The sequence below is a fragment of the Dyadobacter sp. CY356 genome (assembly GCF_021440195.1).
Classification (GTDB): domain Bacteria; phylum Bacteroidota; class Bacteroidia; order Cytophagales; family Spirosomataceae; genus Dyadobacter.
Window position 1 is genome coordinate 265,714 of the sequence record NZ_JAJTSZ010000008.1, and the last position, 19,908, is coordinate 285,621.

At 39.1% G+C, this 19,908-nt stretch carries 22 protein-coding genes; 7 read left to right on the top strand and 15 right to left on the bottom strand.

Features of this window, described 5'->3' with window-relative positions; all coding sequences use genetic code 11:
• Positions 1-5: 5 nt before the first annotated feature.
• The 4 genes from ispG to LXL81_RS23480 form a co-directional block, all read right to left on the bottom strand.
• Entirely contained in the window at positions 6-2,015 is a 2,010-nt protein-coding gene (ispG, locus tag LXL81_RS23465; protein ID WP_234649447.1) for a (E)-4-hydroxy-3-methylbut-2-enyl-diphosphate synthase, read from the bottom strand.
• Between the two features lie 282 nt (positions 2,016-2,297).
• Entirely contained in the window at positions 2,298-3,380 is a 1,083-nt protein-coding gene (locus tag LXL81_RS23470) for a galactokinase family protein (RefSeq protein ID WP_234649448.1), read from the bottom strand.
• A 3-nt stretch (positions 3,381-3,383) separates the two neighbouring features.
• Positions 3,384-4,604, bottom strand: coding sequence for a sugar MFS transporter (locus LXL81_RS23475; protein ID WP_234649450.1), 1,221 nt, complete (start codon positions 4,602-4,604; stop codon positions 3,384-3,386).
• Positions 4,605-4,663: 59 nt separating this feature from the next.
• Positions 4,664-6,022: a Gfo/Idh/MocA family protein gene (locus LXL81_RS23480; RefSeq protein WP_234649451.1), complete on the bottom strand. Its 1,359-nt coding sequence runs from the start codon at positions 6,020-6,022 to the stop codon at positions 4,664-4,666.
• Between the two features lie 299 nt (positions 6,023-6,321).
• Here LXL81_RS23480 and LXL81_RS23485 point away from each other — a divergent pair, with 299 nt between their 5' ends.
• The gene (locus LXL81_RS23485) at positions 6,322-6,738 is read left to right on the top strand and encodes a 6-carboxytetrahydropterin synthase (RefSeq protein ID WP_234649454.1); all 417 of its coding nucleotides are present in this window, start codon (positions 6,322-6,324) and stop codon (positions 6,736-6,738) included.
• On the top strand, positions 6,698-7,387 hold the full coding sequence (gene folE / locus LXL81_RS23490) for a GTP cyclohydrolase I FolE (RefSeq protein WP_234649456.1): 690 nt from the start codon (positions 6,698-6,700) through the stop codon (positions 7,385-7,387). Before LXL81_RS23485 ends, folE begins: the two co-directional genes overlap by 41 nt.
• Positions 7,388-7,554: 167 nt before the next feature.
• On the opposite strand, the gene LXL81_RS23495 is transcribed toward folE, so the two are convergent.
• Together LXL81_RS23495 and LXL81_RS23500 are read right to left on the bottom strand one after the other, a co-directional pair.
• A complete protein-coding gene (locus tag LXL81_RS23495) occupies positions 7,555-8,484 on the bottom strand; it encodes a TIM barrel protein (protein ID WP_234649457.1) in 930 nt (309 codons plus the stop codon).
• A gap of 36 nt (positions 8,485-8,520) precedes the next feature.
• Complete coding sequence (locus LXL81_RS23500) at positions 8,521-9,534, bottom strand: cation diffusion facilitator family transporter (RefSeq protein WP_234649459.1); 1,014 nt, start codon at positions 9,532-9,534, stop codon at positions 8,521-8,523.
• A 38-nt stretch (positions 9,535-9,572) separates the two neighbouring features.
• Here LXL81_RS23500 and LXL81_RS23505 point away from each other — a divergent pair, with 38 nt between their 5' ends.
• Together LXL81_RS23505 and LXL81_RS23510 are read left to right on the top strand one after the other, a co-directional pair.
• Positions 9,573-10,127: an NUDIX hydrolase gene (locus LXL81_RS23505; protein WP_234649461.1), complete on the top strand. Its 555-nt coding sequence runs from the start codon at positions 9,573-9,575 to the stop codon at positions 10,125-10,127.
• A gap of 1 nt (position 10,128) precedes the next feature.
• On the top strand, positions 10,129-10,743 hold the full coding sequence (locus tag LXL81_RS23510) for a LysE family translocator (RefSeq protein ID WP_234649463.1): 615 nt from the start codon (positions 10,129-10,131) through the stop codon (positions 10,741-10,743).
• 76 nt (positions 10,744-10,819) lie between these two features.
• Here the strand turns inward: LXL81_RS23510 and LXL81_RS23515 are convergent, their stop codons facing one another.
• The 4 genes from LXL81_RS23515 to surE are packed head-to-tail and all read right to left on the bottom strand — an operon-like array spanning position 10,820 to position 13,710.
• Entirely contained in the window at positions 10,820-11,095 is a 276-nt protein-coding gene (locus tag LXL81_RS23515; RefSeq protein ID WP_234649464.1) for a Txe/YoeB family addiction module toxin, read from the bottom strand.
• The gene (locus tag LXL81_RS23520) at positions 11,074-11,289 is read right to left on the bottom strand and encodes a DUF2683 family protein (protein ID WP_234649466.1); all 216 of its coding nucleotides are present in this window, start codon (positions 11,287-11,289) and stop codon (positions 11,074-11,076) included. The genes LXL81_RS23515 and LXL81_RS23520 overlap by 22 nt, the downstream gene beginning before the upstream one ends.
• Before the next feature lie 52 nt (positions 11,290-11,341).
• Complete coding sequence (locus tag LXL81_RS23525; RefSeq protein ID WP_234649468.1) at positions 11,342-12,922, bottom strand: GH3 auxin-responsive promoter family protein; 1,581 nt, start codon at positions 12,920-12,922, stop codon at positions 11,342-11,344.
• Positions 12,923-12,942: 20 nt separating this feature from the next.
• Complete coding sequence (gene surE / locus LXL81_RS23530) at positions 12,943-13,710, bottom strand: 5'/3'-nucleotidase SurE (protein ID WP_234649471.1); 768 nt, start codon at positions 13,708-13,710, stop codon at positions 12,943-12,945.
• Positions 13,711-13,834: 124 nt separating this feature from the next.
• Here surE and LXL81_RS23535 point away from each other — a divergent pair, with 124 nt between their 5' ends.
• Entirely contained in the window at positions 13,835-14,335 is a 501-nt protein-coding gene (locus LXL81_RS23535; RefSeq protein ID WP_234649473.1) for a GNAT family N-acetyltransferase, read from the top strand.
• A 3-nt stretch (positions 14,336-14,338) separates the two neighbouring features.
• Here the strand turns inward: LXL81_RS23535 and LXL81_RS23540 are convergent, their stop codons facing one another.
• Positions 14,339-15,322 (bottom strand): rhodanese-related sulfurtransferase, encoded by a 984-nt coding sequence (locus LXL81_RS23540; RefSeq protein WP_234649475.1) that lies wholly within the window; start codon positions 15,320-15,322, stop codon positions 14,339-14,341.
• A gap of 203 nt (positions 15,323-15,525) precedes the next feature.
• On the opposite strand from LXL81_RS23540, the gene LXL81_RS23545 reads away from it, so the two are divergent.
• Positions 15,526-16,140, top strand: coding sequence for a deoxynucleoside kinase (locus LXL81_RS23545; protein WP_234649477.1), 615 nt, complete (start codon positions 15,526-15,528; stop codon positions 16,138-16,140).
• Positions 16,141-16,199: 59 nt separating this feature from the next.
• Here the strand turns inward: LXL81_RS23545 and LXL81_RS23550 are convergent, their stop codons facing one another.
• From LXL81_RS23550 to LXL81_RS23565, 4 genes are all read right to left on the bottom strand, one after another.
• Positions 16,200-16,553 (bottom strand): hypothetical protein, encoded by a 354-nt coding sequence (locus LXL81_RS23550; RefSeq protein WP_234649479.1) that lies wholly within the window; start codon positions 16,551-16,553, stop codon positions 16,200-16,202.
• A gap of 79 nt (positions 16,554-16,632) precedes the next feature.
• Positions 16,633-17,298, bottom strand: a complete 666-nt coding sequence (locus LXL81_RS23555; protein WP_234649481.1) for a VOC family protein — start codon at positions 17,296-17,298, stop codon at positions 16,633-16,635.
• Positions 17,299-17,395: 97 nt separating this feature from the next.
• Complete coding sequence (locus tag LXL81_RS23560; RefSeq protein ID WP_234649483.1) at positions 17,396-17,809, bottom strand: response regulator; 414 nt, start codon at positions 17,807-17,809, stop codon at positions 17,396-17,398.
• Positions 17,810-17,999: 190 nt separating this feature from the next.
• On the bottom strand, positions 18,000-18,395 hold the full coding sequence (locus tag LXL81_RS23565) for a response regulator (RefSeq protein ID WP_234649485.1): 396 nt from the start codon (positions 18,393-18,395) through the stop codon (positions 18,000-18,002).
• Between the two features lie 270 nt (positions 18,396-18,665).
• On the opposite strand from LXL81_RS23565, the gene LXL81_RS23570 reads away from it, so the two are divergent.
• The gene (locus LXL81_RS23570) at positions 18,666-19,907 is read left to right on the top strand and encodes an ATP-binding protein (RefSeq protein WP_234649487.1); all 1,242 of its coding nucleotides are present in this window, start codon (positions 18,666-18,668) and stop codon (positions 19,905-19,907) included.
• Position 19,908 lies beyond the last annotated feature (1 nt).

Sequence of the window (19,908 nt, forward strand, 5' to 3'; positions counted from 1 at the left end):
AGGAATTAAGAAAGATTGAAAGCTTCGTCCTGCCCCGGTTCAATCCAGCGGCCGTCTTCCTTAATAAGTTCAATTAATTCATCAACTGCTTTCGCAGCTGTTACAGAACGTTTTACAACTTCCTGTCCACGGTATAAAGCAATTTTATCCTTACCCATACCCACGTAACCATAATCCGCATCAGCCATTTCTCCCGGTCCGTTCACAATACAACCCATAATCCCGATTTTAAGACCTTTTAAATGCTCTGTATATTTCCGGATCATGGCCGTAGTTTCCTGTAAATCAAACAAAGTGCGGCCACATGACGGGCATGAAATATACTCAGTTTTTGACATCCGGGTTCTTGCAGCCTGCAAAATTCCGAATGCAATACTATTATAAGAAGTGGCCAGGGTCAGTTTTTCTTTGTGTGAAATCGGATACTGAAAATCGGGTGATAATAAAGTTCCATCTCCAAATCCATCCACCAGTAATCCCCCAATATCCGTTGCTGAATATAAAGGTAAACTATCGCCGAGATCCGTTTCGTATGTACGCTGTATAATAACCGGCGTCTTTATTTTCATATCAACCAAACGATAAAAAAATCTGCGCATTTCCGGCATTGCATGATGATTTTCGGAATGGAGCAGCAACACTATATTTTTTTCATCACGGATCTTTTCAAGGAAAGTTATATCAAACTGATGGATATTTCCTTTGATAAAATTTAATTGGAAAGAGGTTTGCGTTGCCGCATAATATTCCTGAACCGTCAGTGCCGGAAATTTATTGAACCGGTCGTTATGTTTAAGCCACTGTTCATGATCTAAAATTTCTTTCAAGCCATTTGGTAGCATAAATGGAATGGCATTACTTCCTGAGTAGATAAAATCGGCTCCCTGGTCATTCATAGCCCACTTATCCGGTACCGGTAAAAAGAAATGCCCAATACTTTTCAGATCATCATATTGTTCAACGCTGAGATCAGAATAATCCGCAATCACGCGCGGGACGTTTAATCCGCCAATGTTGAAGACCTCCGAAGTTTCTCTTCTGGTATACTGAAATGGATTTATCGGACAGGTTTCTATGGCTTCAATATGCTCATGCGGTGCACGATGATTATATCTTTCAACAAGCGCGCGTGCAACAGGAGCCTCTTTTTCAGGAGCTTCTGTAAGTGAAACACGAACAGTATCACCCAACCCGTCTTCCAGTAACGTTCCGATTCCAACTGCTGATTTTATTCTTCCATCTTCCGCTTCACCCGCTTCGGTTACGCCTAAATGCAATGGATATGGTTTTAAACCTTCCTCGTCAAGTCGCTGAACCAGTAGTCGATACGCCTCCACCATTACCTGCGTATTGCTGGATTTCATCGAAAGTGCAATATTGAAATAATTAAATTCTTCACAGATACGTAAAAATTCCAATGCAGATTCAACCATTCCAAGCGGCGTATCGCCATATCGGCTTAAAATCCTGTCAGAAAGCGAACCGTGATTTGTTCCGATACGCATGGCTGTCCCATACTCCTTACAAATCTTAATCAGAGGAATAAATTTTTCCCGGATACGTTCCAATTCTGCTGCGTATGAAGAATCCGTATAATCAATTACTTCAAAACGTTTTCTATCAGCGTAGTTTCCCGGATTAATCCTTACTTTTTCAACAATTCTTGCTGCCAGTTCAGCAGCGTTCGGCGTGAAATGTATATCTGCGATCAGGGGAACAAAAATTCCTCTCTGACGTAAACCGTTACGGATATTTTCAAGATTTTGCGCTTCTTTAACACTTGGGGCGGTAATACGCACATACTCGCAACCCGAATCTACCATACGAATAACCTCTTCAATCGATCCCTGCGTATCCATCGTGTCAACCGTAGTCATAGACTGAATCCGGATTGGATAGTCGGATCCCATTGGAATATCACCAATTTTAATCGTTATCGTTTTCCTCCGTTTGTACTCCGTAAGAGAAGGACAGTATATATTTAATTTATTCTCAGGAGCTGTCAAAATGGACATCTTGTTATTGTTTTTTAAAGCAGATGATATTGTGCTTGTAATGAATTCCGGTGCTGTTGCCTATATTCTGATTTCCATATCCTAAACCGAATAAGTAAAAAGATAAAGCTTCAACATCTTATTGATTCTGGCGTAAACCAGCTTACAAATTACACAAAAGTAAAACACAAATGGAATTACAAAGGTGCATTTCTATTAAAAAACGCTTTATTCACACAAAACAAAATCGGCCGGAAAAATTAATTCCCGGCCGATTTTGTTTTTCAAACTTTTTTAAATTTTTTATTCTTCAATTCTTGTTCCGGAATCGACATTGATAATATAACTTTTTCCGCCTGCGCCGTCAATGGCGTAGGCAACTTCCTGAGCATTATTAGGAGCATAAACAAACATACATCCACCGCCTCCGGAGCCATTTATTTTTCCACCCAAAGCACCGGCGGAAAGAGCAGCATCCATCATGCGTTCGATTTTCGGTGTTGAAGTCCGCTTATGATCACGCAGATTTTTGTAATGCCGATATAGCAATGTTCCCAGTTTTTTGTCAAATGCTTCCGTTTCTGCATCATCAACAATTTGCGACAAAAGTGATTTTCCCTGTAAAAGAATATCCCTGTCATCGATATTGGCCTGAAGAAGGCTAAGTTCATCCTGAGACAATAATTTCTTATAGTCGGCAGACTGCGCCATTGGTGTCTTGAAGATCGAAAAATAAGGATCGTACTGAGTTACCTTCTTAATCACATCTTCCATTCCATAACGACAGCGCGACAGGATTCCAAGGGTATCTTTTGGTTCAAGCGAATCGCCCAGCACAAAAGTACCAAGTTTTGGAGTCAGGGTTTCAACATGGATCTTAGGTGTAGATTCAAGATAAATCACATTTCCGATTGCCGTTGAATAATGATCCATCATACCACCAGGTTCTCCAAATTCCAGAACTTCGGCTGCATTGGCAATTTCTCCCAATTCTTTTTGAGAGAAGTTAGCCGGATTGTCGCTCATCTTATCAAGAAAATGTGCCCAGGAAACAATGAGTGCAGAAGAGCTGGAAGTTCCCGAATTGATCGGGATATTTCCATGTATTGTGCATTCAAAGCCCTTCGAAAAAATCAGGCCCTTTCTTTTTAAAACATTAATCGTACTTCTGAAATAATCTCTTTGAATGATGTAAGGAAATGTTTCTTTCAAAGAAAATTCTATTTTTTCATCCAGATCAGGTAAATGGAGAATGATCTTGTCATCATTTCTATAATCTCCATTTATACTGATTCGTCTGGAAATGGCCGCTGCAATAACGGGAAGACCTAAATAGTCCTGGTGTTCACCGAAAAAACAAATACGGCCGGGCGTTGAGATTCTCATGTACTACCAGCTTTTCTTTTTATGACCAACAAGGCCGAAATAAACTATAAACGCGTAAAGAGGAAGTACTATAAGGTAAGCTTTTTGAGTGCTGCCAATTGAATCGGCAAGACCACCGTAAATCAATGGCATAATGGCGCCACCGGAAATACCCATTACCAAAAGTGCAGAAGCAATTTTGGTGAATTTACCAAGTCCGCTAAGCGCTAGTGGCCACAATGCCGGCCAGATTACTGCGTTGGCAAAACCCAGCACTGCAATGCACATAACGGATGTGAAACCTGTTGTTAGAAAAGCTGCGATGGTCACTACAAGTCCTAAGCTGGCAGAGAAGATCATATACGCTTGCTGTGAAACGAATTTAGGGATAAGGACAATACCAAGCACATAACCAAACATCATTCCGCCCAAAGTGTACGCACCAAAAACCCTTGCTTCGCTTTCCGGAATTCCTAATGAAACACCATAACTGATGATGGTATCTGCCGCAATTACTTCCACACCTACATAACAAAACAAAGCGATCACACCTAAAACAAGGTTTGGGTACTGGAATACGCTGGTTTTTTGTACGGCCTGGCTCGAACCCGGTGTTTCATCTTCTTCTTCGCTCACTTCAACAAGTCCTTTTGTCATCCGGATAACTATGGCCAGGATAACTAAAATTGCCGTCAGGATCAGATAAGGTACAACCACTTTGTCAAGTTCGTCCTTTGGATCTACCGATTCTGCACCGGCCAAAAGCAATTTACCAATCACAATCTGGCTTATGATACCTGCACCTTTGTTGGCAATACCCATGATACTGATTCTTTGTGCCGCACTTTCACGAGGCCCAAGAATGGTAGCATATGGATTGGAAGCAGTTTGGAGGACAGTAAGCCCAATACCAATTGTAAAAAGACCTACCAGAAATAGAGGATAAGATGCCATTTCGGCGGCTGGAATAAAAATAAGTGTTCCAACGGCCATCACCATCAGTGCCAGTGACATACCATTTTTAAAACCTGTTTTTTTCACAACCATCGAACATGGGATTGCCATAACGGTGTAAGAAATGAAAAATGCGAAGGTTACCAGGTATGAACTGGTATTGTCAAGAGAGAATGCTTTTTTGAAAAAAGTAATCAGGGTCCCATTGACCCAGGTGATGAATCCCATCACAAAGAATAAAACGCCGATAATTACCAGAGGGCCCAGGTATTCGTTTTTTTTATTAGTCATTTAATTTGAGTAGTTAAAATTTCCGGGTTATAATATAATTGAACTGATATTTGCAGGATTTAAAATTCATCATTCAGACCAAAAATTGGCTTATTTGTTTTCCATTTTCCTCTGGTAAAATCCGGAATTTCAACCGGTGAGCTTCCTCTGGCTATGGATAATTCTGAAAGCGGACTGATTGCACTCCACACAGCTGCGTCATAAACATCGATAGGAGGCGCAACTTTTCTTTTTACAGCTTCAATAAATCCGCGGAAAACGAAATAGTCAATTCCCCCGTGACCCGCATTTTCAGCCTCTTTTTCATATTTTGTCCAAAGCGGATGGTCATATTTTTTCAAATAAGGTGCATCTGGTTCCGCTTCATGTTTTTTTGGTGAAACGTCTTCAAGATAAATCGTATGACCATCATTCATCCAAATCCCTTCCGTACCCTGCGCTCTGAATCCCAGTGAATAGGGGCGGGGAGAATTGGTATCATGAATGATCACAATATTTTCTCCATTATGACATTGGATTACAGTTGTTACAACATCACCCAGTTTGAAATTAACTTTTGCATTTGGATGATCTTTTCCGCCATGATCCACTACATATTTATGCAAACCTAACGGTTTTGTCGCTGTTGAGGTCAGATAATTGAATTTATTTCCCCGGTTAATATTCATCCAGTGCGCCACCGGACCTAATCCATGTGTTGGATAAATGTCACCATTCCGGTCAACGGAGTGCTGTGTACGCCACTTCGCTTCTGAAAATCCTTTTTCTCCAAATTCTACACCGGTGCCTTCATTACTGGTTCCGTTATTAAATTTGATTCCGCGCAAATCATGCTGATAACCGCAATGTGCATAGGTCATTTCTCCGAACATTCCCTCACGGATCATTTTTAAAATGGCCATCACATCCCGCCGGTAACAAACATTTTCCAGGATCATGCAGTGTGAACCTGTTTTCTCAAAAGTATCAACCAAATCCCAGGATTCCTGCAATGTCACAGTTGCCGAAACTTCCACCGCTGCATATTTTCCTGCTTTCATAGCAGCAATTGCCATCGGAACGTGCCATTGCCAGGGTGTAGCAATCAGTATAGCGTCCAGATCGTCCCGTTTAACCATATTCAGAAAATCTTCATCTCCTTTTGCATACAAGGCTGGTTCTTTTTTGCCGGCTTTTTTAATCAGGTCAAGCGCTGCTTTTACTGAATTGGAATCAATATCACAAATGGCATTTACCTCCACATCCGGGCGGAAAAGTGCCTGCTGTAAATGGTTGCGACCCCGCAGCCCAACGCCGATAAAACCAATTCTGACTTTATCCCTGGCCGTTTCTGTTTCATTGTTCAGAAGTATGGACGGTAATATTCCGGTAGCGGAACCGGCCAGTGTCGCTTTTTGGAGAAAATTTCGTCTATCCATAAAAAGGCTTAAAGAAAATTTTATTAGGTTCAGGTATTAGTACTGTAACCGCGCAAGATACGACCAATTACCATATTTTTAAATTTTTTTATTAATTAAAAAATATTAGAAACAAAGTCTTGCCGGGAAACTTTCCTAATTATAATCATGCAATTTGAACAATTTGAATTAATATCGTGTTGACAGTGAAAAGTATACTCCGATGGGTAGAGAGAATCCCGCCCTACGGCTTTAAGTGTGTTGGACACATACTTTGTTACGACATTTAAGGCATTCTTTATTTAACGTTAACATATTATATGGCTCACAAAGTGGCTGTGTTTCGTAAAGAACACTTCAATGCGGCTCATCGGCTTCACAATCCGACGTGGTCGGACGAAAGAAACGAAGAGGTTTTTGGCAAGTGTAATAATCCGAATTTTCATGGTCATAATTATGAACTTATTATTCAGGTTGTTGGTGAAGTAAATCCGGAGACGGGTTATGTGATTGACATGAAAGTATTAAGTGCTGTTGTTAAAGAAAATGTGCTTGATCGTTTTGACCATAAAAACCTGAATCTTGATGTTGAAGAATTCAGGAATTTAAATCCATCTGCCGAGAATATTGCCGTTGTTGTATATGATATTCTCCGGCCAAAAATTGATGCAGAGCTTGCTCTGAAAATTAGATTATATGAAACAGAACGAAACTTTGTTGAATACCCGGTCGATTGACAATTTTGATGTTGAGGAAATTGGTGACGAGCATCTTTTTTCTTCTATTGAAACACCCATGCGTCCCGATGCATTTGCGTTGGAGGATGATGTGAAGATTGAGCTGATTGAAAAACATTTTCGCCATATCATGGAAATCATGGGTTTGGACCTGACGGACGATAGTTTGCAGGGAACTCCAAAGCGTGTTGCGAAAATGTATATTAAGGAAGTTTTTAGCGGTCTCGATCCTAAAAACAAACCGAAAGTTGCCCTTTTTGATAACAAATACAAGTATGATCAAATGCTTGTAGAAAAAGATATTTCCGTTTTTTCAAACTGTGAGCATCATTTTGTTCCCATTTATGGAAAAGCGCATATTGCCTATATATCCAGTGGAAAAGTTATTGGTTTGTCAAAGCTGAATCGTATTGTAGAATATTTCTCGAAACGTCCGCAGGTTCAGGAAAGACTTACTGTGCAAATTGCAAATGAATTGAAACAAGCTCTGCGAACAGAAGATGTTGCTGTGGTGATTGACGCGAAACACATGTGCGTACAATCAAGAGGGGTTCGTGACGCCGGCAGCTCCACTGTGACATCGTATTATGGAGGAAAATTTGAACAGGAAGCGACGAGAAAGGAATTCCTGGCTTACCTGGGCATGTGAGTCTTAATGATTAATGATTAATTGTTAATGAATTAGCTTATAGAGTGTCTTACTCATCATAAAAATTCTATTAAAATCTATTTTTACTTTTCAAACAAGGGCCCGGCTAATCGGAGATTGACCGGGCCTTTTGTTATCATTAATAATTAAGCATTGATAATTAACAATTAGATCGTCGGTCCAATTCTTTCCAAAAGCGCCTTCGTTGCCTTAATGCCTTCACGCTCGGAAAGTTTGCTTCCTTCATATTCAATACCTGCAATACCTTTGAAGCCGCTATCTTTTACGATTTTAAGGATTTTGGTATAATCTGTTTCAATACAGTTTCCTTTTTCGTCAAAATCATAAGTTTTTGCGCTGACGCCTTTTGCAAATGGCATTAACTCTTTTGTTCCCTGGTAGCGGTCATATGATTCTTCGCATTCGAAGCTTCCTTGTTTCCTTTTGATACAGAAGTTTCCGAAATCCGGCAAAGTTCCGACATTTTTCATGTTAACCTGTTTCATGACACCGGATAACCACTGACCATTTGATGAAGAGCCACCATGATTTTCAACGATCACGTTGATTCCGGTTTTCTTGGCAAATTCACCCAGTTTTCCCAGACCTTCAACCGCTGCTTTTGCGATTTCTTCATTGGTTCCTTTTCCAAATGCGTTTACCCGAATCGTTTTACATCCAAGATATTTGGCACATTCAACCCATTTGTAATGGTTTTCGACTGCTTTGTTTCTAACGGCCGCATCCAGTTCTCCAAGTCCGCCTTCACCATCGATCATGATCAGGTTGTTGGTCACACCATTATCCTTGCATCTTTGTAACAGCTCGTTCAAATATGTTTTGTCTTCGGCTTTGTCCTTGAAAAACTGATTTACATATTCAACAATTGATATCCCAAACTCTTTTTTAGCGAGTTCCGGAAAATCCATATTTGTAATTTTTTTTGCAAATAATTCCTTGTGGAGTGACCATTCTGCAAGAGAAATGTCAAAAAACATTTTTTTAGCAGCCGATTCTGCCAAAAGGTCTGTCAGGGTAGTAGCCATCAGCGCAGTTGCACCTGCTTTCTTTAAAAAATCGCGTCTTGAAAAAGTCATTTCCTGGTTAGAATTTAGATTTAAGATATAGAAAAATTATACATTCAGTTTAAGGCTGGCATCTTCATAAAGCTTTTGGTTTTTAACCAGATTCGCAGCATCCCAATCGATATCTTTTACAAAATCATATTGTCGGACCGGACAAACTTTCATTTTACAGAAGTAACAGCATTTGGGAAGACAAGGATCAGCATGGACAAAAATCTCGGTTTCACCGGTGTGGTTTGCTTTTAAAATGTTTTCAAACTCATGTATGGCTTCATGTGCTTTCTGTAACTCCCAATAATAAGGCAAAGTAAGGTGACAATCAATATGCAGGTCAGAACCATATTGCTGCACCCTTAAATTGTGGACATCAACCCAGTGATCTTTTTTATTTTCAGATATGGATTGTACAATTTTTTCAAGCAGATTTTCGTCAGTTGCGTCCATCAAACCGGCCACTGATTTACTCACCAGCTGAAAACCGCTGTAAGCTAAAAATAATCCGAATAATAACGAAGCAGCACTATCAATCCAGACTTGCCCGGTTAATAAAATTAATCCTACGCTGACAATCAAAACCACACTGCTAACGCTGTCGGACAATAAATGCCTTCCATCTGCGGTCAAGGCAAGAGAATTTGATTTTTTTCCTTCGTCAACCAGTTTATAACCGATCAGCATATTAACGATGATCGTAATGACAATAAAAATTGCTCCCTGTGCCAGATTTTGGATAGGAGCAGGGTCCATTATCCTTTTTATTGCTTCGATGATGATAAAAAGAGATGCAATTACGATCAAAGCTCCTTCAAAACCGGCAGAGAAAAATTCAATTTTTCCATGTCCATATGGATGGTTCCTATCCTTTGGCTGTGCCGAGAGGTAAATGCTGTAAAATGCGAAACCACTTGCGATGACATTGATGATTGATTCAAGCGCATCACTCAGAATTGCGTTCGAATCTGTGAGGTAATATGCAAAAAACTTTAAACCCGTCAGGACAATACTTGCTACAAAAGAAAGCAGGATGAGACGTTGTTTACGCTTATTTTGGTTTATTTGCATCAGAGATTAATATTTTGAAGATCAAAAATACTAAGAAAATGCCGGGAATAAACACAGAAAATAATTGGAAGACGCTTTCTTCCGAAACCGTGTATGAGAATGCGTGGCTGGAAATCAGTCACCGTGAAGTGATTAACCCTGCCGGAAAAGATGGAATTTATGGTGTTGTAAAATTCAAAAATAAAGCGCTGGGTATTATTCCCATTGACGAAAACAATAATATTTATCTTGTCGGTCAGTTTCGGTATGCAATAAATGAATATTCCTGGGAAATCCCTGAAGGTGGCGGACCTTTTGATGAAGATAAGCTGGATGCGGCAAAAAGAGAATTAAAAGAAGAAACAGGTTTACTCGCGAGCAACTGGACGACATTATCAAGAATTCATACCTCAAACTCAGCCACAAACGAAGAAGGTTTTATTTTTTTGGCGGAGGGGTTGAGCCAGAGTGAGGCAGAACCGGAGGAAACAGAAGAATTGCAGGTGAAAAAGATTCATTTATCAGAAGCTGTGGAAATGGTGATGCGATCTGAAATTACTGATTCCATTTCAATAGCCGCAATTTTAATGGCTGCACGGCTGAAAGGAATTTAATATGATTGAAGCTTTATTTTACGGTATCCTGACGGGTATAGGATTGTGCCTGACTTTTGGTACGGTGTTTTTTTCCTTGATTCAAAATAGTGTTGATAATGGTTATCGGACCGGGATTAAAATAGCTTTTGGTGTTTTCATCTCTGATGCTATTTTTGTCTTTTTTGCAATTTTTGGAACTGGTTTGTTGCCGGATATCCACAATTTTCAAAAGTACATGGCTGGTGCCGGTGTTCTTTTTTTGTTGATTTTGGGTATATCAAATTTGGTGAAAGGTCAGCCTAAGGTGGCCTATCCAAAAACAAGGTTTGGTAATTTGCTGTATTACTTTACAACCGGTTTTTTTCTGAACGCTCTAAATCCTGTAAATTTTATCAGCTGGGTTACGATCGCTTCTTACATCCGGTCTACATTACACTACAATTTTCATCAGGTACTTATCTTTTTTATAGCCAGTGTAATTGCTGTTTTTCTGGTAGAAAGTTCAATCGCCGTTTTTGCGGATAAACTGAAAAAGGTTTTTACTCCGAAAGTGGTTTTAATCTTTAATAAGGTGACGGGCGTAGTTTTTATTTTAATTGCCTGCCAGATTGCTTACAGTAATTTTTTGAAGTAGGAAATGAGCGATAATAAATCACAAAAAACGGCCAGGATTTTACTTCTGACCGTTTTTGTAAAGAATTTTTTTATATTTAATAATGACCCCTCAGACCAAGAATATAAATGACGTTATCCTTTATTTCATAAATAATTCGATGTTCTCGATTTATGCGCCGTGAATACTTTCCTGACAGATTATGTTTAAAAGGCTCAGGTTTACCGATACCAGTAAATGGATCTTCCCTTATAGCTTCAACCAATTGCTCAATCTTTTTTTTTTTTATTAGATTTTTTTGACCTGATTTATTCCAATATCGGAGGTCGTATATCGCCTCATCTGTCAATTCTATTGTGAAGCCAGATCCCATAAATTTGATCCTGATTCAAATTTTACTGTCTTTCCCTCCTTGATTTGTTGCTCACTTCTTCTTATTTTTTCTACAAATTCAGGAGCATAAGGACTGTCAGAATCTTCTGTGTATGTTACTTCAAATCCCCTAAGTAATGCTTTAACAGCTTTAATTATCTCTGGATCTTCGGTCTCAATAGTTAGTGTTGTCATAGTGTTTCAGATTAATTTCAATTAAAATTAACATATTGATTTAATAAAACCACTATTTCGAAAAAACCTCATCCACTACATATCCATTATTTTTTAAATATTCTTTCCAATCCTCAATCAAAAAGTTTTTCAAAACGCGGGGGAATTTATGTTGCCCGCCCATTTTTCCTTTTGACTGCATCCAGCCATAAAAAGCTTTATTTGGTAGCACTGTAACAAAAACATCTTTCAAGGCGTGCTTCCGTTCCACAGCATAATCATCGTTTAATTCAGCAAGTTTGGCATCAATTTTGGTTTTCAAAATCTCCGGATCGACATTGCTTTCTTCCACACCGATATACCAGTGATGCGCAAAGAGCGAATCATGCTCAACTCCGCAAACAGTAAACTCTTTAACGGTCAGACCTAATTCATCGGAGATTAAATCAACCGCTTTGTTCATATTATCAACCGAAAGATGCTCTCCGCATAAACTCAGGTAATGCTTCGTACGGCCAGTAATGACAATTTCAGCTTTGGCTTTATCTACAAATTTGACCGTGTCACCAATCAGATAACGCCAGGCACCTGAGCAAGTCGAGATTAAAAGTGCATATTCTTTTCCTTCCTCAACCTGATCAACCATCAGGGTTTCGGGTGCAGCTACCAAAGTACCTTCCGAATCAAAGTTCTTTTCATTGAAAGGAACAAATTCAAAGAAAATCCCATTGTCGAGGACCAGAGCCATCCCAGCAGCACCGGGGCGGTTCTGATAGGCAATAAAACCCTCCGAAGCCAGATAGGTATTGATATAAATTAATGGTCGTGCCAGCAATTTCTCAAAACCTTTACGGTACGGCTCAAAGGAAACGCCGCCATGTGCAAAGACCTGAAGATTTGGCCAGATATCATGGATTGTTTTGACTTTATAATGAGCGATGATCTTTTCCATCAGAAGCTGAATCCAGGCCGGTACGCCTACAATAAAGCCGATATCCCATTCATGCGCTTTCAGTGTGATCTCTTCCAGCTTTAATCCCCAATCCTTTTCTGAGGCAATTTTTTCTCCCGGTTTATAATAGGGGCGAAACCAGGCTGGAATCTGGCTGGCTGTTATTCCACTTAAATCACCTTCATAATGTGAATCCTGATTGTTGAGATTCGTACTTCCACCCAACATCAAAAATCCTTTTTCATACAGATCATCCGGCAGATCCTTGTAACTTCCAAGCGATAGAATTTGTCGGATACTGGTTTTCTGAATTGCTTTTGACATGGCCTTGGTAACAGGAATGTGCTTGGTAGCAGCTTCCGAAGTTCCTGAGCTCAATGCATAATATTTTATACTTCCCGGCCAGCAGATGTCTTTTTCTCCGTCCAGCGAACGGTGCCACCATTCTTTGAAAATGGCATTATAGTCATATACTGGTACTGATTTTTTGTATTGCTCGTAAAATGCCCCTTTGCTGCCAAACAAAATGGATGATAACAATTCATCAAAATTGTATTTTTCGCCAAACTCAGTATATCTGGCCTTGGCCAAAAGTTTTGCTAATGTCTTTTTCTGCTGCTGATGAATAGTTGCCTTCTTCCTGTTGGCAACGATGTTACTCAACCGAATTCCTCTTTTTAGCAAACTTCCTACAATGGCCATAGCTGATTTTCTAACGTGGGTTATAAATTCCAGTTTTCAAGCTCTTTTAAAGCTTTGTATCCGGTTAAATCATATTGACAAGGTACAACGGAAATGTAATTATTATCCAGTGCCCAAACATCTGTATCTTCTTTTTCTGTATCAAAGTTGACAAATTTCCCCGCCATCCAAAGGTAACCACGACCGTTAGGATCAATGCGGTGGTCAAATTTTTCCTGCCATTTGGCATGTGCCTGACGACAAACTTTTACACCTTTCAAAGGTTCTTCAGACTTTGCAGGAATATTAACGTTCAGGGCTATGCCCTTTGGTATACCATGCTTTATGGCGGATTCCGTAATGGATTTAATAAACGGAATTCCATGACTGAAATCGGCATCTTCCCGGAAATCGCATAAAGAAAAACCAATGGCAGGTATTCCTTCAATCGCGCCTTCAATAGCTGCAGACATAGTTCCTGAGTAAAGCACGCTGATAGAACTATTACTTCCATGGTTGATTCCGCTTACAATCAGATCAGGTTTTCTGTCCTGTAAAACGTAATTTTTAGCCAGTTTCACACAGTCTGCGGGTGTTCCTGAGCATTCATATTCTACGACATCTTCAAAAATGTGTGTTTCATATAACCGTAACGGTTCGCCAATAGTTATAGCGTGACCCATTCCGGATTGCGGGCTATTCGGTGCCACAACGATGACATCACCAATGGTTTTCATAATATTAACCAGTGTGCGAATTCCTAACGATGTTATTCCGTCATCATTTGTAACTAAAATAAGTGGTTTCATATATTAAATCAAAATTTTACTCAGCTTTATATCTGCAAAGTTCGAGGAACTTTGTCGATGAAAATTATTTATTTTTGCAGCGAACCGGATTCTAAATCACTTTAAAAAACCAAATTTAAGGAATATGCCTACATTCTCAATAAAGCATGCTACCCTTGCAGACATACCCGTCATTATTGAAATTCAGGAAAAAACATGGGAACCGACTTACCGTGAAATCCTTACAAAAGAGCAAATAGATTATATGTTCGAAAAAATATATTCTAAAAATGCGCTGGAAAATCAAATGACAGAGGGCGGACAACAATTTATGCTGTTGTTTAACGCGGAAACTCCCGAAGGTTTTGCTGCAATCTCTGAGGAATTGACAGGCTATTTCAAGTTACACAAGATTTATGTACTTCCAACTACACAGGGAACGGGAGCAGGGAAATTTTTGCTAACGGCGGTAGAAAATTATGTCAGATCGCTCGGAGGGAAAAAACTGGCACTGAATGTGAACAGGTATAACAAAGCCAGGTCATTTTATGAGCGCATGAATTTCAGTATTACAAAAGAAGTTGATGTTCCAATTGGTCCTTACTGGATGAACGATTTCATCATGGAGAAACAATTGGAACAATAAGTATCAAGCCTGCTCTTTTGCAGCCAGCTTTAATTTTTTGAGTGTCTTTTTCAGACTTTTCATGCCTTGCAACGGATTGTAATGGTTACTGTTGCTCACATAGTAACCGGTTCCGTCGTAAATTCTTTTATTAGGATGTGCTTTGCATTCTGCCGAACATGCACCTTCCATTTCTTCACCACATTTATGGCAAACGGGAACGTGCGTATTACACTCTGCATTGGCGCAGTTTATCATCCGGTCACATGGGTCATTGCAGATGTAGCATCTTGAAATGACGGTGGGGTTTACCTGATTTACATCAACAGTAATTCTATTATCAAAAACATAACATTTTCCGTCAAAATCTTCGCCACCTTCTTCCAGTCCATAACGGATAATCCCACCGTGAAGCTGGTAAACATCTGTAAAACCCTTTTCCAGAAGATACGCACTGGCTTTTTCACACTTAATTCCGCCCGTGCAATACGTGACGATTTTTTTGTCTTTTAAATGCTCTATTTCGTGGATATGATCCGGCAACTCGCGCAGGTTATGCATATCAAAAGTGATAGCACCTTTGAATTTTCCAACTTCATGTTCGTAATCCGAACGCATATCAACCAAAACCACATCCGGATCCTGCATCATGGATTTCAATTCGGATGGTTCCAGGTGTTTGCCGGTACGAACAAGCGGGTTGACGTTCAGATCTGAATTTACAATTTCGTCTTTCACACGAACGTGCAGTTTTTGGAAAGCAATTTCATCATGCTCATCTACCTTAAACTGGACATCTTTAAATCTTTCGTCGGAGCGTATATAATTCATGTAAGCCTCACAATCCTCAGGCGTTCCGGAAACAGTTCCGTTAAGGCCTTCGGGAGCAATTATGATTCTTCCAAGAAGATTGTTTTCTACACAAAACAAATGATGCTCATCCCGATACGTTTCCGTATTTTCGATGGGAGCATAAAAATAATAGAGTATTACTCGAAAAGGCTTCATTAATCTAAATTTCAAAGACTGAATGGGGTAGCAGCGGTTGAAAAAACGCTAACCCGTAAAATCGACTGCAAATATACGAATATCCTAACTTTATCCGAAACCGGAAAAACTAACTTTCGTCAGTCTTTCAATTAACGTTCAAATCCATATTTTTGTGCCACTTGTTGCACCACATATTCATTTAAAAACTAAATTAAAATCCAATGCACATCGCGATAATCGGAAATATCGGCGCAGGAAAAACGACTTTAACCCAAATGTTAGGAGAACATTATGGCTGGGAAGTTATGTATGAAGCCGTTGAAGGAAATCCGTATCTGGCTGATTTTTATGACGATATGGAGCGTTGGGCATTTAATCTGCAAATATATTTTCTGAATAACCGTTTTGCCCAGGTTCAGACGATCCGCTCGACAACCTATGCCACGATCATCCAGGACCGGACGATTTATGAAGATGCCTTTGTTTTTGCGCGTAATTTGTATGACTCAAAAATAATGACAGAACGGGACTACAAAAGCTATTTGTTACTGTTTGAATCAATCATGAAAACTGTTTCCCAACCGGACCTTTTGATCTATCTAAAAGCGGATATTCCAAAACTGGTTTCGCAGATCAAAAAGAGAGGACGCGAATTTGAAGCAGATATCACAGAAGAATACTTGTCAAACCTGAATAAATATTATGAAGATTTCAGCCAGAATTATGACCATGGCAGATTGCTTACAATCGATGTGAACAATATGGATTTTGCCTCAAAACCTGACGATTTCAGCACCATTGTCACGGCCCTGAATAAAGAATTATTTTACGTATAGAAAACTGAAACGCTAACAGGAATGAGTTTAGCCTGTGATCATTCCTGTTAGTATTTGATTTAGAAACGGTCCGTTATTACCAATCCCCTGGCCACAATAGCGATCAGATCTTTCGAAGATTTTGCTTTTTCAAGATCAGATTTCATGGACAAAAATTCAAATTTTTCTTTTTTATCCAAACTCATTTTAAGGAATTTACTTATCGCTTTTGCAATAAATCCTTTTACCTTTTCAAGTTGTTTTATGTTGGACGAAGCAAGTTTGCTTAAATCCTTACCCTCTTCAATATCGATCAAATTAGTCATTTGAATACCATGCTCCCCGTTTTTCCCTTCCGAGGTGACATTTTTAAAAGCGCGGCGGATGAAGGTTTCGTAATCGTATGCGTCGTTGTAAGCGTTGTCGTTTGTCATTATTCTTCCTGATTTTACCGCAAGGTACGGTTTTGCACTTTCGTTTCAATTTTATTGCCGAGAGTAATGTAAACGGCTTTCAGCTTTTTGCACCAGTAAAAATCTCATGTACCGAGCCATCGGCAACCTCAATGATAATTTTCGACCAGTAACTTTGCGCCTTTTCATTTGTTGGAAACCAATTTCTGTTTTGATTAACAAGGACGAGTAAGCCCTCATCATCTCCAACGGCAGTAAAATTTTCCTGAGCCGGCTGTTTGTGAAATACCGGGATATTGTACTTTTCTGTAATGCTTTTTGTTAGAGCCGGAACGTCATCTGTGACAATTCCAATTTCACTGATGGAAATGACGGATGAAGCGTCGAACGGTTTTTCAGACTGGTTGTCAAGATCAAAGCGACAAATTAATTCTAGCAGATTTCCATTGATGTCGTAGAAATAAATCGATTTGGCATTCCACAGTTTAATATCCGCGATCTGGCTATCCGGCGTTACCGGAAGTACTGAAACCTTTTCCGAAAGCCAGTCGAAAGCCTCTTCCAACTTGTTGTGGGGTATGTCAAAAGCTATATGATATACTGGTTTCGGAACCGGAGAAAGTATAAATTTCAAATCCGTGGTTCCGATAGAAAATGATATTTCTTTTTCTGTTTTTTGAATTACCGGTACGTTAAAAATTGCACTGTAAAAAGCCTCGGTTTTGTCAAGGTTATTGGTCAGTAGTTGTAATTCCTTTATTTTCATGATAATAGTAATGTAAATTGAATTGCTCTTCAAGTCATACTATTAAAAAGAAAATGCATAAAATTATAGTTCCTGATGCAGAAGGTATCAAAGGATTTTACAATCGGTTATGATCGAAAAAACAGGTTTGTAAAGCTTCTGCGATCTTCATGAAGCCATCCACAGTGTTTGGCTTTTTAATGTAGGCATTAATACCCGCCTGATATGCTTTCTGAATTAATTCTTTATCCGATGATGTGGAAATCATTACAGCAGGAATATGTTTGATCTGATCATTGGCACGGATTGCCTCTAAAGCTTCCAGGCCGGTCACTTTGGGCATATTCATATCCAGGATTACAAGTACCTGCGAATCTGCAATGCTTTCTGTTTGAATCAGTTTCAATAAATCCATTCCATCAGCAACTTCAATGATCTTGATTTCAAGGTTGAGTTCACGAATTGCATCTGTAATAAAAAGGCGATCGTCCTCGTCATCATCAGCTACGTAAATAATTTTGGAATGTTTCATTAATTAAGATCTTTGTTAGTCGTTTATCGAAATTATTCACATAGTGAATGATTATTTCAGTCCCCAAAGATAGAAAAAATACTATTTTAACATTTTACTGAAATCCTGATCTTCGTCATTTTATACTTCAAAAAATTGTGGAAGAAAGCTCTTTATTATTATAAAAGTTAAAACAAGTCAGATTAAAATATTACAAAAACTGATTGGTCAGCTTTTGAATCAGATCCAGAAATGCCTCAAAAGAATCAGGTTTTGTTAAAAAAATGCTAATACCGGCTTTATAGGCAAGTGTTGCGAGAGAAGGATCCGTTGAGGTAGATAACATGACGGCAGGAATCATTGACAAGTTTGGTATGGCACGCATGGCATCAAATGTTTCCAATCCGTTCATTTTTGGCATATTCATGTCAAGAATAACAAAGGCAGTCCCGGTTTGCGCGCTCCCCTGCAAAAGTATCAACAGTTCTTCACCATTTTCTGCTTCAATCAGTTCAATTTCCTGACTTACTTTTCTTATGGCTTCCTTGATCAGTATTCTGTCGTCAACATCGTCATCAGCCAGAAAAATCGTTTTTATATTGTGCATAGAAAATTAATGAATACGGATTTTAATTTCATTTGAATGAGATTTGGAAACCAGGAATATCCAAGTTCCGGGGCGGAGGCTTTCGCTGAAAGTTCAGGCAAATAAGGAGAAAAGTAATTTGTGAAATGGTGGTATCCGGTTAGAATTTAATTAAAATTCATACGTATATCAGTTCATTAGGTCAAAGCATAATTTGTCAGTTTTTTGAATAAATACAATTTGAATAATTATATTTGATAAAGAACGTTTTGAAAACTTTGCTCAGGAAAGATGAATTTTGACAGTTATTTGTCCCGGGATATTGAAAATGTACGGCAGATTCCAATAGTATCGACGATGTTGGAAGTGGTTTGCCGTACGACCGGAATGGGTTTCGCTGCCATCGCACGCGTTACAGAGGATAGATGGATCGTATGTTCCGTTAGGGATGAGATTTCATTTGGATTGGATATCGGTGGTGAGTTGCCCATAGAGACAACAATTTGTAATGAAATCCGTGATGCACGGAAAGCTGTTATAATCGACAATGTAAGCCAGGACCCAATTTATTGTCATCACCATACACCAAAAATCTACGGTTTTCAAAGTTATATTTCCGTTCCGATCTTTCTGAAAAACGGTGAATTTTTCGGAACGCTTTGCGCAATAGATCCAAAACCAGCAGTGCTCAATAACGCTCAGACTATTGGTATGTTCAAGTTATTTACTGATTTGATTTCCTACCATCTGAATAGTATTGATATTTTGGATAAGAATAATGCATCTGTTTTGGAAATTAACAGAAGGCTGACTGAATCGAATGATGAAAACCGGCAGTATCAGCATATTTCAAGCCATAACTTGCAGGAGCCGCTTCGTAAAATAAGGATGTTCAGCAGTTTGTTGACCGAAGCAGCGGAGATTCAGGATATGGAGAAGGTGAAAAATCTTGCTTTGAAGATTAATGTCAGTGCGCAAAAGTTTTCAATGATGATTAAGGATTTGTCCGATTTCTCCGGACTGAATGATACTTCATTCCAATCCGTTGATCTAAACAGAATTATCAGCGACGTTTGCGCGCAGCTAAATTCTGAACCAGATGCAAAAAAAGTTGAAACTAATGTTTCAGAAATTCCGGTTATTGAGGCAGTTCCTTTTCAGATGGAGCAGCTTTTTTATCATCTGATTCACAACAGTATCAAGTTTGCGAAAAAAGATTCTGCTCCTGTCATTGATATCAGGGCCCGTTTGATTCCGCTTGATGAGGTAATTAGATTAATACCAACGGCGCGTGGTTTTGAGTATATCGAGATTTTAATGCAGGATAATGGTATCGGAATAGAGCAATCCCAGCTTGAAAATATATTTGATATGTTTTCACAACTTCCGTCTGATTTAAAATTAAAGGGTCGGGGAGTCGGTTTGTCTTATTGCAGGAAAATAATACGCAACCATCAGGGTATCATTACTGCACAATCTGAATCAGGAAAGGGAACACGTATACAAATTATTTTACCTGTTTCAAGATATTAAG

Bases quoted from the DNA above. Each gene is read 5' to 3' on its own strand.
- LXL81_RS23540 (WP_234649475.1), bottom strand. From the start codon at position 15,322: ATGAAGCCTTTTCGAGTAATACTCTATTATTTTTATGCTCCCATCGAA.
- LXL81_RS23510 (WP_234649463.1), top strand. From the start codon at position 10,129: ATGATTGAAGCTTTATTTTACGGTATCCTGACGGGTATAGGATTGTGC.
- LXL81_RS23525 (WP_234649468.1), bottom strand. From the start codon at position 12,922: ATGGCCATTGTAGGAAGTTTGCTAAAAAGAGGAATTCGGTTGAGTAAC.
- LXL81_RS23515 (WP_234649464.1), bottom strand. From the start codon at position 11,095: ATGGGATCTGGCTTCACAATAGAATTGACAGATGAGGCGATATACGAC.
- ispG (WP_234649447.1), bottom strand. From the start codon at position 2,015: ATGTCCATTTTGACAGCTCCTGAGAATAAATTAAATATATACTGTCCT.
- LXL81_RS23535 (WP_234649473.1), top strand. From the start codon at position 13,835: ATGCCTACATTCTCAATAAAGCATGCTACCCTTGCAGACATACCCGTC.
- LXL81_RS23500 (WP_234649459.1), bottom strand. From the start codon at position 9,534: ATGCAAATAAACCAAAATAAGCGTAAACAACGTCTCATCCTGCTTTCT.
- surE (WP_234649471.1), bottom strand. From the start codon at position 13,710: ATGAAACCACTTATTTTAGTTACAAATGATGACGGAATAACATCGTTA.
- LXL81_RS23475 (WP_234649450.1), bottom strand. From the start codon at position 4,604: ATGACTAATAAAAAAAACGAATACCTGGGCCCTCTGGTAATTATCGGC.
- LXL81_RS23505 (WP_234649461.1), top strand. From the start codon at position 9,573: ATGCCGGGAATAAACACAGAAAATAATTGGAAGACGCTTTCTTCCGAA.
- LXL81_RS23470 (WP_234649448.1), bottom strand. From the start codon at position 3,380: ATGAGAATCTCAACGCCCGGCCGTATTTGTTTTTTCGGTGAACACCAG.
- LXL81_RS23570 (WP_234649487.1), top strand. From the start codon at position 18,666: ATGAATTTTGACAGTTATTTGTCCCGGGATATTGAAAATGTACGGCAG.
- LXL81_RS23485 (WP_234649454.1), top strand. From the start codon at position 6,322: ATGGCTCACAAAGTGGCTGTGTTTCGTAAAGAACACTTCAATGCGGCT.
- LXL81_RS23545 (WP_234649477.1), top strand. From the start codon at position 15,526: ATGCACATCGCGATAATCGGAAATATCGGCGCAGGAAAAACGACTTTA.
- LXL81_RS23555 (WP_234649481.1), bottom strand. From the start codon at position 17,298: ATGAAAATAAAGGAATTACAACTACTGACCAATAACCTTGACAAAACC.
- LXL81_RS23550 (WP_234649479.1), bottom strand. From the start codon at position 16,553: ATGACAAACGACAACGCTTACAACGACGCATACGATTACGAAACCTTC.
- LXL81_RS23565 (WP_234649485.1), bottom strand. From the start codon at position 18,395: ATGCACAATATAAAAACGATTTTTCTGGCTGATGACGATGTTGACGAC.
- LXL81_RS23520 (WP_234649466.1), bottom strand. From the start codon at position 11,289: ATGACAACACTAACTATTGAGACCGAAGATCCAGAGATAATTAAAGCT.
- LXL81_RS23560 (WP_234649483.1), bottom strand. From the start codon at position 17,809: ATGAAACATTCCAAAATTATTTACGTAGCTGATGATGACGAGGACGAT.
- LXL81_RS23480 (WP_234649451.1), bottom strand. From the start codon at position 6,022: ATGGATAGACGAAATTTTCTCCAAAAAGCGACACTGGCCGGTTCCGCT.
- LXL81_RS23495 (WP_234649457.1), bottom strand. From the start codon at position 8,484: ATGACTTTTTCAAGACGCGATTTTTTAAAGAAAGCAGGTGCAACTGCG.
- folE (WP_234649456.1), top strand. From the start codon at position 6,698: ATGAAACAGAACGAAACTTTGTTGAATACCCGGTCGATTGACAATTTT.